Annotated in this window: 12 protein-coding genes and 1 pseudogene; 4 read left to right on the forward strand and 9 right to left on the reverse strand. The window is 34.0% G+C overall.

The window, feature by feature from the left end:
- Nucleotides 1–224: 224 nt before the first annotated feature.
- A complete protein-coding gene (locus B6A10_RS11805) occupies nucleotides 225–749 on the forward strand; it encodes a DUF6943 family protein (RefSeq protein WP_238929397.1) in 525 nt (174 codons plus the stop codon).
- Between the two features lie 25 nt (nucleotides 750–774).
- The gene (locus B6A10_RS11810; protein ID WP_188221031.1) at nucleotides 775–954 is read left to right on the forward strand and encodes a hypothetical protein; all 180 of its coding nucleotides are present in this window, start codon (nucleotides 775–777) and stop codon (nucleotides 952–954) included.
- Nucleotides 955–1029: 75 nt separating this feature from the next.
- Here the strand turns inward: B6A10_RS11810 and B6A10_RS11815 are convergent, their stop codons facing one another.
- The 4 genes from B6A10_RS11815 to B6A10_RS11830 are packed head-to-tail and all read right to left on the reverse strand — an operon-like array spanning nucleotide 1030 to nucleotide 2588.
- A complete protein-coding gene (locus B6A10_RS11815) occupies nucleotides 1030–1206 on the reverse strand; it encodes a hypothetical protein (protein ID WP_188221032.1) in 177 nt (58 codons plus the stop codon).
- A complete protein-coding gene (locus B6A10_RS11820; protein ID WP_188221033.1) occupies nucleotides 1193–1408 on the reverse strand; it encodes a hypothetical protein in 216 nt (71 codons plus the stop codon). Before B6A10_RS11820 ends, B6A10_RS11815 begins: the two co-directional genes overlap by 14 nt.
- Nucleotides 1409–1418: 10 nt before the next feature.
- Complete coding sequence (locus tag B6A10_RS11825; protein WP_188221034.1) at nucleotides 1419–1814, reverse strand: DUF5675 family protein; 396 nt, start codon at nucleotides 1812–1814, stop codon at nucleotides 1419–1421.
- Between the two features lie 15 nt (nucleotides 1815–1829).
- Nucleotides 1830–2588 (reverse strand): hypothetical protein, encoded by a 759-nt coding sequence (locus tag B6A10_RS11830; RefSeq protein WP_188221035.1) that lies wholly within the window; start codon nucleotides 2586–2588, stop codon nucleotides 1830–1832.
- Nucleotides 2589–3595: 1007 nt separating this feature from the next.
- Between B6A10_RS11830 and B6A10_RS16415 the strand changes: the two genes are divergently transcribed.
- Together B6A10_RS16415 and B6A10_RS16420 are read left to right on the forward strand one after the other, a co-directional pair.
- Nucleotides 3596–4225, forward strand: a complete 630-nt coding sequence (locus B6A10_RS16415) for a phage integrase SAM-like domain and Arm DNA-binding domain-containing protein (RefSeq protein WP_317172033.1) — start codon at nucleotides 3596–3598, stop codon at nucleotides 4223–4225.
- Between the two features lie 55 nt (nucleotides 4226–4280).
- Nucleotides 4281–4892, forward strand: coding sequence for a site-specific integrase (locus B6A10_RS16420; protein ID WP_317172034.1), 612 nt, complete (start codon nucleotides 4281–4283; stop codon nucleotides 4890–4892).
- On the opposite strand, the gene B6A10_RS11840 is transcribed toward B6A10_RS16420, so the two are convergent.
- From B6A10_RS11840 to B6A10_RS11860, 5 genes and pseudogenes are all read right to left on the reverse strand, one after another.
- On the reverse strand, nucleotides 4889–5719 hold the full coding sequence (locus tag B6A10_RS11840; RefSeq protein ID WP_188221046.1) for an IS982 family transposase: 831 nt from the start codon (nucleotides 5717–5719) through the stop codon (nucleotides 4889–4891). The genes B6A10_RS16420 and B6A10_RS11840 overlap by 4 nt on opposite strands.
- A gap of 281 nt (nucleotides 5720–6000) precedes the next feature.
- A pseudogene (locus tag B6A10_RS11845) lies at nucleotides 6001–6429 on the reverse strand (transaldolase family protein); the annotation flags it as partial.
- Between the two features lie 30 nt (nucleotides 6430–6459).
- Nucleotides 6460–8148, reverse strand: a complete 1689-nt coding sequence (locus tag B6A10_RS11850; protein WP_188221036.1) for a sodium/sugar symporter — start codon at nucleotides 8146–8148, stop codon at nucleotides 6460–6462.
- 450 nt (nucleotides 8149–8598) lie between these two features.
- Nucleotides 8599–9489: a PorP/SprF family type IX secretion system membrane protein gene (locus B6A10_RS11855; RefSeq protein ID WP_188221037.1), complete on the reverse strand. Its 891-nt coding sequence runs from the start codon at nucleotides 9487–9489 to the stop codon at nucleotides 8599–8601.
- A 23-nt stretch (nucleotides 9490–9512) separates the two neighbouring features.
- Nucleotides 9513–11533 (reverse strand): gliding motility-associated C-terminal domain-containing protein (locus B6A10_RS11860; RefSeq protein ID WP_188221038.1); only part of this gene is annotated, 2021 nt, incomplete at its 5' end.

An 11533-nucleotide genomic window follows, 5' to 3' on the forward strand; every position in this document is an offset into this window, starting at 1 on the left:
ATAAAAAAAAGAGAGCAAAGCTAAGTTCCAGGTATTCAAAAAAGCAAGTTCAAGCCCTCCGGGTTTCATAAAAAATCTCCACCCTTATTTTTCCAGTTGAATATTTTGCTGAACACTAAAAACTGCCTGCTGAACACTTCTATTTAGGGTAGTATTTTTTCTGAAAAACCTGCTTTTTTGAAACCTTACACTAGAAGAACGGCTTTCTTTTTTTTCTTTTTCTTTTGAAAAAATTTAATGGTGCAGAGCGTAGCGAGGCACTTGGTCATTCATCAGAAACAGTAGGGAAATTAGAAGAAAAGCTAATCCTTAAATCCAAAGCCATGATGAATTTTATCGTTAAAACCCACAAAAAGGACTTGGTTTACAACAAGCCACATTTATTCATTCTTAACAAAGGTATGAACAGCGGTAAACCCCAAAAAGAGCCATTTACCAATAGTTTTGTAGTTATTTTTCAAAATGAAGAAGATTGTGAGAATATTTATTTTGTGGCTTACAGCTTATGGAAAACCAGGTTTTGGCATCCATTCTTAGTGGGTTCAGTTATTCCCTTTTTACGCCTTCAAAGTTTTTCAAAAGAATTCAATCTAAAAACCAGTTTGATGATGCAGGAACACGATGAGCATCTAAAACAAGTGGCAGCCTTAAAACTTCTGGAACAAAAAGAAAAACAATTCCACCAGAATATCAATCTTATTAACGATATGCGTAGGGTTATTTTATACCGCTATTGCAAGAAAAACTGATTAATTAACCTTTAAAATCACTCCTATGAGCATTTTTTTATTATTCCAAACAGACAATTGGAAATCAAGAGCATCAAGAGTCTTTTTTGGTGCTTTTGACAGCAGAAACAAAGCAATTGATTTTGCTAAATACAATCATTTGTATTGTAACAATTCAGAAGTGGTAGTCGTTGAGGTACAACTTAATCAATTTGGTGAAATCTAAAAGCAAAAAAAGCCTGATCTCACGACCAGGCTTTCAATTTGTCTAACCCAAAGGTCACCACAACTAGGGCTAAACTTATTTTTTGTGCCTCTTATTTAGGCTTTTAAGCAGTAACGAAATCATAAAACTGACAACTGCTCCAACAGTAGCCAAGACCGCTGTCTTTACAATATCTTCAGATTGAATATTAGGTACTATACTTAAAAATGTGCCTCCGGCAGTTCCCATTAAGGTATGATTATTGGCTGTCATCGGTAGTGGTAAGCTGACTTGCAGCAGATAAAACTCCTCCGGCTACTGCTACATAACCGCCAATAGTGGTTACTATTACCGGTAATGCGATTGGAGCTGCTATAATCGTTCCGCCTATAGCTGCCATAGCCAAACCAACATTTCGAAGCACTTTAAAAAACTTTGGTGTGGGAGCTGAAGCTCTATTTATAATTTTTTTCATAATCTAATAATTAAGATTCAATTAATATTTCAACACTTTCTTTATTGTCTAAAGCCTTATAAACAAAGTCTTTTAACTTTGTAAAAGCTTTTCGGGACATCAAACCTAAACCTGGTCCAGAAAGTTTAGTCACCGGAGCAATACAGCCTTGCAATTCCTTTTGAGCATTATTAGCAGGATGAAAAAGAATATACTTTCTATTGGGTACATCCACTAATTCTAAATGCCATTTGTATTTGGCACTGTATCGCTTTCTTATAAAATATTTCCCTTCCGGAACACAGGAAACCTTCGTTTCGTTCCTCTTCCACGGCAATTCAATGGTATTACAAATCAGTTTGCCTTCGCATTCGAGTTTACCATTGGTTCCTTCAGGGAAATAAGTTCTAGTTAAAAACAAAACCATACTTCTAACTTCAGATTACACACCTCCGTCAACTTGGATAAGCGCTAAAGGGTTGTAAGCACCGTTTTTCAAGGAATACATACTTCCGTTTACCTCTTGGTAAAACTCCAGTCCTAAAGCCAAAAACAACGGTTTAGTACTGTTTGCAGTGACAGTATTTACTTGGTTGATTGCAGCTGTTGCCGTAACATCCCATGGCAAAATCGCTGTTTCTGCATGTTGTTCCACAAAAGTTTCATTTTCAAAATCAATTTCAACCCCGGCTGAGATGATTTTAAAGTGGGTAGTTCCTCCTGGAGCCGCGATCATATTCGAGGGAATAAAAGAGGGAATATCCACGCTAATTTCCCCAGTAACCCTGTCGATACTTCCTGTATAAGGAGCAAACAAACTAGTACCTAATTTTCCTCGAATATTAAATTCGAATCCAGCTAACAATTCCGCCTCACCATCAATCACATTACGCAATCCACGTTCGTTCGTAGAATCAGCTTGGATGACTTTCACCATAGACTGAGTTAAACGACTCACCATTCTGCTATCCGCCGAATTCAACAACAATACTCGCAAAGCTGTTCTCAACAACTTACCGGCTTTCCCGGCTCTCCCAAACTCAGAACCATTCTCACGTGTTCTTTGAAACGCAGGATCATTCTTGATTCTGTCAGCGTCAATTCCGCCTTTTTCTCTCGCCAAATGTCCATCCTGCGTTTTATAAAAAGTAATATCTCCAATAGTACCTTTCAATTTAATTATGCCTTTTTGCCTTGCCATAATTTCTGAAATTTAATTCTACATTCATCTAAAAACTACTTCATTCTACAAATCAGTTGCAACCACATTTTGAATGATTAAAACAAAGTTTACAAAGCATTTTTCAAAAGAAAAAACCACAAGTGTACCATATGTCCAAAAATGACATAAGTGTCTAAAATGAACTTAAAAACACGATAAATAAGTATGAAGAATTATAACTAAATTGCAAAAGAATTTCTGCACGTCAGAAGTATAGCATAGCTATATCAAAGTTAAGGATAAAGTATGAAAACAAATACCCAGAGGGTGTGCATCTATCCAAAGGACATACAGCGTATAACAGGAAAAAGTTATCGTCAAAGCACCAGATTGATGCAAAAAATAAAGAAAGACCTCAACAAGCTCGAAAATGAGTTCCTAACAATTGATGAGTTCTGTACATATTCAGGTATAAAATATGAACAAGTAACTCACTTGATTTTTGGTTAAAATTTAAGAACATTTTAGACAAATTTTAATCAAGATACGCATAACTAAACACTTAAAATACTAGTTCATTTTTTAGCAATGTTATTATTTTTCTGTTCGATATCTCATTGAAAATTAGTATATTTACAACTCACAAATGAAATGAATTATTTACGATTAAAAAGGGGGATAAAATCGGTTACCCAAATAAAAATTCAATTATAATTAGCTGGTATATAACACGTTGAAACGGGTAGTCAAATCCCTCTTTCTCCGCTGAAGGCTAAAAAGTAGACTTTTCAAAGATTTCAAAAAAGCCTAAAAAAAGCGGTAAACCCTGCAAATCAAACGATTTGCAGGGTTTTTTCTTTTATACTACTTTTCAATATTTATAATATCACGCAAAATCTTCATGGCACATCCATGGCATAGCGTGAGTTTTTAAAATTGTGCCACAAAATTCCATCTTAAACCCTGTTATCAAAGGGGTTAAGCAGGTTTACATCTTGTTTGAATAAAGTTATAATTCTACATTTACTAATCTAATAAATTGAATTATGCTAGAGAAAAGCTTTGGGCTAATTTTCTTTTTGAAAGTACCCCGCCATGAAAGTAACATTAGAACCGTTTATTTCAGAATTACCGTTGACGGTATCCCAAAAGAAGCATCAACAAGACGCAAGTGGGACATTGAACGCTGGAACCAGAAAACAGAAAGAGCAGTAGGAACAAAGGAAGATGCTAAATCGCTGAATTTTTTTCTGGATTCACTAACTACTAAAATCCATGAAATCAAAGCAGAAATTATGTATACCGGAAAACCGATAACATCTCAAAAGATTATGGATCATGTTATGGGAAGAATAACACCCAGAGCTCGGGTGCTGGAAGAATTTCAAAAACACAATGATGAAATGAAAGCCTTAATTGGCAATGGATATACAGAAGCCACACTAGAGAGATTCAGTATCACTAAAAACCACGTTACAGCTTTCATCAAATTAAAATATAATGCCAGTGATTTAGAATTTTCTGATTTAAATTTTGAATTTATAAAAGATTTTGAGTTCTATCTTCGTACAGTAAGGAAATGCGCAAATAATACCACACTTAAATACATTTCCAACTTCAAGAAAATTGTAATACGAGCCATAGATAAAGAAATCATTATCAAAGATCCATTTTAAGAGTTTTAAAGGAAAGAAAACTAAAATTGTAAAGAAGCCTATTTCTGCAAAAGAATTGGCTGAACTTGAAAAACATCAATTTTCAATTGACAGACTTAACACTGTACGTGATATTTTTGTTTTCCAGTGCTATACAGGACTTGCTTATATTGACGCTTTTCAGCTTAAGAGAGCCGACATAAAAGATGGTGTTGACGGAAATCAATGGATTTTATATGAAAGACAGAAAACAAATTCTACAGCAAGAATTCCGCTTCTTCCAAAGGCTATAAAAATTCTTGAAAAATATAAAGATCATCCCCTATGCCTTAAGCGCGGAACCGTACTACCTGTTTCTTCTAATCAGAAAATGAATGAATACCTTAAAGAAATTGCTGAATTATGCGGTTTTCCCTTTACGCTCAATACGCACATGGCACGCAGAACATTTGGAAGTACAATAACATTAAATAATAACGTCCCTATTAACGTTGTAAAGGAAATGCTAGGGCATTCATCAGTGAAACAGACGGAAGCTTACGCCATTACAGAACAAGCTACTATAGGTCGGGAAATGACACTTCTGAATAAAAAACTAAAGCTTGAAAAAACTGAAATATCACAGGAAGATTTAACTACATTGAACAGATTGGAAAATGAAATAAAATTAATTAATTCAAGTTGCTAGTTAATTGTTTTGTTTAATTGTAAACCGAATACAAACAATGTAAGCTTTATAAGGAACCCTTCCAATGTCACAGCGTGTATTGTTCTGGGGAAAAGTTTTTTAATATCACTAATTGTTGTTTCCACTCTTTTTCTCATTTTTAATTTTTCCATTTTTTGTTCCAAAGTGTCTATTCTTTTGGAATTCGACTTTCTTTGAATTTTCAATAAAATTGCTTTACGCTCGAAAGCTTTATCTTCTAAGCTATAATCTAAATAAGCACTATCGCCATATATTGAAGCTTCTGCAGGTAATTTATCAATCATTTTTCCCAATGCTTTTGCATCAGTTGTTTTTCCTGGTGTAAAATGAAACGCTATCGGAATACCCGATTTTGTTGTTACTAATTGTACTTTGACACCATAAAAATAATTTCGCATACTTGCCGTGTAACCTCTCCATTTTTTATCCTTAAGAATTTCACAATTTAAAATTCTCATATTATTACATACCGCTACTGGAAAAGAATCAATTATGTATTGCATTTCGCAACAAAAGTCTTTAAAATAAGAACTTACAATTTCAAATAATTCATAAAGAAGGGGCCCGATTTTATGCAGCCGTCTATTAAATCTACTTTTATCAAGCATATTAGGAATATATCCGTATTGCTTCATAAATTGAATTCCAGAAGAATGATTTCCATAGAAACTCGTTGAGGAAACTATAGCTGTTACTATTATTTCACTGTCACTTACTTGCCTTCTAATATCTTCTTTGTGTTCAATTCCTTGTAAAATATCATCGATTAAACAAAAAATTGAAATAATTTTGTCTTTTGCAAGCATCATACCTGTGAGTCTTTAGTTGTGGTAAACCAAATTTCTCACTTTTGGTGCTTACTTTTTATATTTTCTAACTAGCAACTTGAATTACTTACAGACCTATTGATATTATACCCAAAAGACAACAGCCTTAAATCATAAAATTCAAACTACAAAACATAATTTTCTATATTCTCATAAAGTTTGTAAAACAATCCCCGATTCAATTATTAATCGTAAAACTAATGCCTTTTGGGTAAATTAAAATTGTAAAAACTTATTGTTTAACAACTTTTATAGTTTTAATCAGTAGAAATATCATCTAATCTGCCTAAAAATGGAGAAACATAAGTAGCACCCGCTTTGGCAGCCAATAATGCCTGTCCTACAGAAAAAACTAAGGTTACATTGGTTTTAATTCCTTTTTGAGAAAAATATTTACACGCTTTTACACCCGCCTCAATCATTGGTAATTTTACCACAATCTGTGGATGTAAAGCTGCCAACTCCTCTCCTTCTCTGATCATTCCTTCGAAATCTGTAGCATTAACTTCTGCTGAAACATCACCGTCAACAATAGTACATATGTCAATATAATGTCTTAAAATATTATCTTTCCCAGTAATTCCTTCTTTTGCCATTAAAGAAGGATTAGTCGTTACTCCATCCAAAACACCTAAAGATTGTGCTTCTTTTATATCATTTAAATTTGCTGTATCTATAAAAAATTTCATTGTTCTAAATTTTATTGTTTTAAATATATACTACCAAAAAACAGAATATAAGGCTACTAATATCCCACCAATAATTAATGTACCTACTGCAAAACCTCTGCTTACAATGAACATTTTAGTATCGATTTCTAATCCTTTTGCTTTCTTTCCATTTTTTTCATCTATTAAACTGATTACAATCATCAGTAAAACACAAATGATAAATACAAATCCCATTCTATCCAAAAACGGAATTTCATAAACCATTGATTTGTCTTCCTGCTCTACCAATGTTGCAAATCCAGTACTACTTAAAAATTCCAAATTCATAATATTAGGCAGGAATTTAAAAATTACCGATAATACAAAACCTCCAATTGTTGCAAACATAGCTGCATTCGAACTTGTTTTTTTCCAGAAGAAACCTAAAATAAACATGGCAAAAATTCCAGGGCTCACAAAACCTGTGTATTCCTGAATGAATTCAAAACCACCTTTTTTATCAATTCCTAACATTGGTGCAATAATTACAGCAATAAGCATTGAAACCAAAACTGTAGTTTTACCCACCTGAACTAATTTCTTTTCGGTAGCATCAACATTCAACTTATTTTTATAAATATCCAATGTAAATATGGTAGAAATACTATTCACTTTACCCGCTAACGAAGCCACTACAGCTGCTGTTAAAGCTGCAAATGACAAACCTTTTAAGCCTACCGGTAAAAGATTTAACAATACTGGGTAAGATCTATCAGGATTCATTACTCCGTCAGGACCTAACATTTCAGTTTGCAATCCCCCTTTTGAATAAATTACATAAGCAGCGATACCTGGTAATACCACAATAACAGGCATTAATAATTTCAAAAAGGCTGCAAATAAAATTCCGCTTCGGGCTGTTTTCAAATCAGCTCCTAAAGCTCTCTGTGTGATGTATTGATTACATCCCCAATAATTTAGATTTACAATCCACATTCCTCCTAATAAAACTGTTAAGCCGGGTAAACTTGGAAAATTAGGATTGTCTTTTTTGAAAATCATATGAAAATGATCCCCGGATTGATTCATCATATAATTAAAACCTTGAACTACTCCGCTTTGACCGTTCAATTCGGCCACTTTGTCTAAGGCTAAATAAGTGGTTACTAATCCTCCGAAGATTAGAAATACCACCTGAACCACATCGGTATACCCGATAACTTTCATACCCCCTAATGCAATAACAATGGCAAAAAATGCCAATGCATACATACAAAGGGTCAAGTCAATTCCTGAAATACCATTGATGGCCAAAGCACCCAAATATAGGATTGAGGTCAAATTCACTATAACGTAAAGTAACAACCAAAAAACCGCCATAATCATGGCCACATTTTCATTGTATCTTTCACTTAAGAATTGTGGCATGGTATAAATTTTATTCTTTAAATAAACCGGAATAAAAAATACAGCTACAATGATTAATGTCAAGGCTGCCATCCATTCGTAAGTAGCAATGGCTAATCCCATTTTAAAACCATTACCGGACATAGCAATAAATTGTTCTGATGAAATATTAGAAGCAATTAAGGATGTCCCAATTGCCCACCAGGTCAAAGAACCTTCTGCTAAGAAGTAATCATGGGATGCCGAAATTGATTGCGTTTTTTTACGTATATAAACCGAATAACCATATCCTGCTACAATAAAAAAATAGACAAGAAAAACCATATAATCGGCTAATTGAAGTGAGTTCATAAATTTGTTGTGTTAAATTATTTTAAGTTAATATTAATGTTCACGAATAAAAAAAGCGACAAATAACAAACATTATTAAATTGAAAATTCTTGCCACTTTATTGATTAAAAATATTGATTGATTTTTCTAAAAGTTAATATTACTGCTACGCAATTACAATCCTTCTTTTTCAAAACAATTTTGTTTAGGTCTTCTAATCATTATTTCCTTTTTTATTTTTTTTCTTTTATAAAACAGAATAAGACATTATCTAAAAGCTAATTATACCCTACTATACTATTTGTGTCTACATAATTTTATTTTTGATTGCAACAGAGTAAACATAGTAACTATTACAATTTTTGAGAGCCCCATTTTTCATCTAATCCCTCTATTTTTTGCTTAATTAGAAACCTTATCTTTTGTATAAATTTTATCAATCTCATCTTCAATTTATTATTTAAATATTATTAAAACTTATATTGTAACAAAATTTCATTTGTGTTTTTGACACTTGCCAGCTGAGGCATTGTACTAATCTCAAACGAATAACCTAGTAGAAAATGTTTTCCAAGTAGGATCGATGCAAGTGATCCATAAGAATTAGATGTTCTATACATGACTCCAATATTAAAATTATTTTCAATTTCTAACATAGTTGTAAAATCTGCTATAACAGAACTGTCTTTCGAATAACGCATCATTACTGATGGTTTTAAAATTAATTCAGTACTATAACTATTAAGCTTAATATCATATCCTCCACTCAAATAAAATTGTGGACTCTGTGAAACAACCATTGCGTAATCTGATTTATTAGCTGCCCTATTTGTTTTTAAAAACATCGGAACCGATAAAGAAACATACATCGATTCGTTTTTGTAAACCGCTCCAACTCCAATATTTGGATTAAAATTACTGATTGATGCTAAAGCTTGATCTGATTCTACTCCGTAATTTTGTAAACCAGCTGTATTTACATTATAAAAATTACCTCCTGCTTTAATCCCTAAATAGATAGACTGATTTGTTCCTAAATCTAATTTATACGATAAATCAAGAGCTAAGTAAGTTTGCTTTTCAATAAACGTTTTATCATTGAGGACGTCAAGACCTATTCCTAAGTTATGACCCAAAGGAGTTGAAAAAAATACGGTTTGTGTCTCTGGGGCATCTTCGATACCAGACCATTGACTTCTAAGTGTACCACTAACTATTGTCTCATTGTCGACACCGGCATAAGCTGGATTTACAATGTTCATATTATAACGATAAAAAGCCGAGACACTTTCTTTCTGAGCAAATGCTGCACTACTCATTACGAGTAGTGCGCATATTACCATTTTATTAATTGTATTCATTAATTAATTTCCTTTTAAGCATATTATTTAGCAATGTACAACCAACCTTGAGAGTCGATATTTCCATCTCCCCCTAAATCAATTTGGTAAAAATAAGTTCCAACTGGCACAAACTGATTGTTTCGTTGGTTTCTTCCATCCCATTGATTTTGGTAATTATTCGAAGAAAATACCTGAACTCCTTTAGTATTAAAGACCCTAACAACTGTATTTGGATATTCCTCTATATTTTGGATTACCCAATAATCATTAGTTCCATCACCATTTGGTGTAATTGCCTGAGGTACTTGTAATGAAGAATCAAGAATTTCAAACGTAAAAGTAGTACTTACACTTCCTCCTGAATTAGTAGCTGTAATAACATAATCTGCTTCTGGTGTAATATACTTAGGTTTACCACTTATTTCACCTGTATTTATATTCAAATTTAGACCTGGAGGCAAACTTGGTGTTACAGAATAACTTACTACCGCACCTCCAGCTACTGTAGGGAAAAAAGCCATAACAACTTTATCCTTTTTAAAAGTAATTGAATCTGAATAATATAAACCTACAGGAGGAATATCGTTAACAGTAATGGATACATATGTAACAATACTAGCTGATAATAAAGTCGCTGTAACGGTATAATCAGTCGCAGCTGTAACTGTAGTTGGTGTTCCAGATATAATTCCTGTTGTTGTGTCTAAACTCAATCCTGCTGGTAAAGCTGGACTTACACTATAACTTACCACTGTTCCACCGCTTACTATTGGGATTAAGGCTGTAATAGCTGTCCCTTTTGTAAATACATTTGGTGTCGTATAACTTAAGTTAGTTGGTGCTACATCATTTACTGCAATAGATACTGTGAAATTGGTACTTCCACCTGTATTGGTTGCAGTAACTACATAATTCGCTGTTGCTGCAATCGCTGTTGGCGTTCCAGAAATTACCCCCGTTGTAGTATTCAAACTCAAACCTGACGGTAAAGCTGGATTTACGCTATAGCTTACCACTGCTCCTCCACTTACTGTTGGAGTCAAGGCTGTAATAGCTGTTCCTTTTGTAAATACATTTGGTGTCGTATAACTTAAGTTAGTTGGTGCTACATCATTTACTGCAATGGATACTGTAGCTGTTGTACTTCCAGCTGTATTGGTTGCAGTAACTACATAATTCGCTGCAGCTGCAATCGCTGTTGGCGTTCCTGAAATTACCCCTGTTGTAGTATTCAAACTCAATCCTGCCGGTAAAGCTGGATTTACACTATAACTTACCACTGCTCCTCCACTTACTGTTGGGATTAAGGCTGTGATAGCTGTTCCTTTTGTAAACACGTTTGGAGTTGAATAACTCAATGCACTTGGTGCAATATCATTTATAGTAATAGATACCGTAGCTGTTGTACTTCCACCTGTATTGGTTGCAGTAACTGTATAATTCGCTGCTGCTGCAATCGCTGTTGGCGTTCCTGAAATTACCCCTGTTGTAGTATTCAAACTCAATCCTGCTGGTAAAGCTGGACTTACGCTATAAGTTACCACTGTTCCACCGCTTACTGTTGGGATTAAAGCTGTAATAGCTGTTCCTTTAGTAAATACATTTGGTGTCGTATAACTTAAGTTAGTTGGGGCTACATCGTTTACTGCAATAGATACTGTAAAATTGGTACTTCCTCCAGTATTGGTTGCAGTAACTACATAATTCGCTGCAGCTGCAATCGCTGTTGGCGTTCCTGAAATTACCCCTGTTGTAGTATTCAAACTCAAACCTGACGGTAAAGCTGGATTTACGCTATAGCTTACCACTGCTCCTCCACTTACTGTTGGGTTCAAGGCTGTTATAGCTGTTCCTTTTGTAAACACGTTTGGAGTCGTATAACTTAAGTTAGTTGGTGCTACATCATTTACTGCAATAGATACTGTAAAATTGGTACTTCCACCTGTATTGGTTGCTGTAACTATATAATTCGCAGCAGTTGAAATCGCTGTTGGCGTTCCTGAAATTACCCCTGTTGTAGTATTCAAACTCAATCCTGCCGGTAAAGCAGGATTTACGCTAT

It is taken from the genome of Flavobacterium pokkalii, assembly GCF_014596575.1.
In the GTDB taxonomy this organism is placed as follows: Bacteria; Bacteroidota; Bacteroidia; order Flavobacteriales; family Flavobacteriaceae; genus Flavobacterium; species Flavobacterium pokkalii.

Bases quoted from the DNA above. Each gene is read 5' to 3' on its own strand.
- B6A10_RS11810 (WP_188221031.1), top strand. From the start codon at position 775: ATGAGCATTTTTTTATTATTCCAAACAGACAATTGGAAATCAAGAGCA.
- B6A10_RS11815 (WP_188221032.1), bottom strand. From the start codon at position 1,206: ATGACAGCCAATAATCATACCTTAATGGGAACTGCCGGAGGCACATTT.
- B6A10_RS11820 (WP_188221033.1), bottom strand. From the start codon at position 1,408: ATGAAAAAAATTATAAATAGAGCTTCAGCTCCCACACCAAAGTTTTTT.
- B6A10_RS11825 (WP_188221034.1), bottom strand. From the start codon at position 1,814: ATGGTTTTGTTTTTAACTAGAACTTATTTCCCTGAAGGAACCAATGGT.
- B6A10_RS11830 (WP_188221035.1), bottom strand. From the start codon at position 2,588: ATGGCAAGGCAAAAAGGCATAATTAAATTGAAAGGTACTATTGGAGAT.
- B6A10_RS16415 (WP_317172033.1), top strand. From the start codon at position 3,596: ATGCTAGAGAAAAGCTTTGGGCTAATTTTCTTTTTGAAAGTACCCCGC.
- B6A10_RS11840 (WP_188221046.1), bottom strand. From the start codon at position 5,719: ATGCTTGCAAAAGACAAAATTATTTCAATTTTTTGTTTAATCGATGAT.
- B6A10_RS11850 (WP_188221036.1), bottom strand. From the start codon at position 8,148: ATGAACTCACTTCAATTAGCCGATTATATGGTTTTTCTTGTCTATTTT.
- B6A10_RS11855 (WP_188221037.1), bottom strand. From the start codon at position 9,489: ATGAATACAATTAATAAAATGGTAATATGCGCACTACTCGTAATGAGT.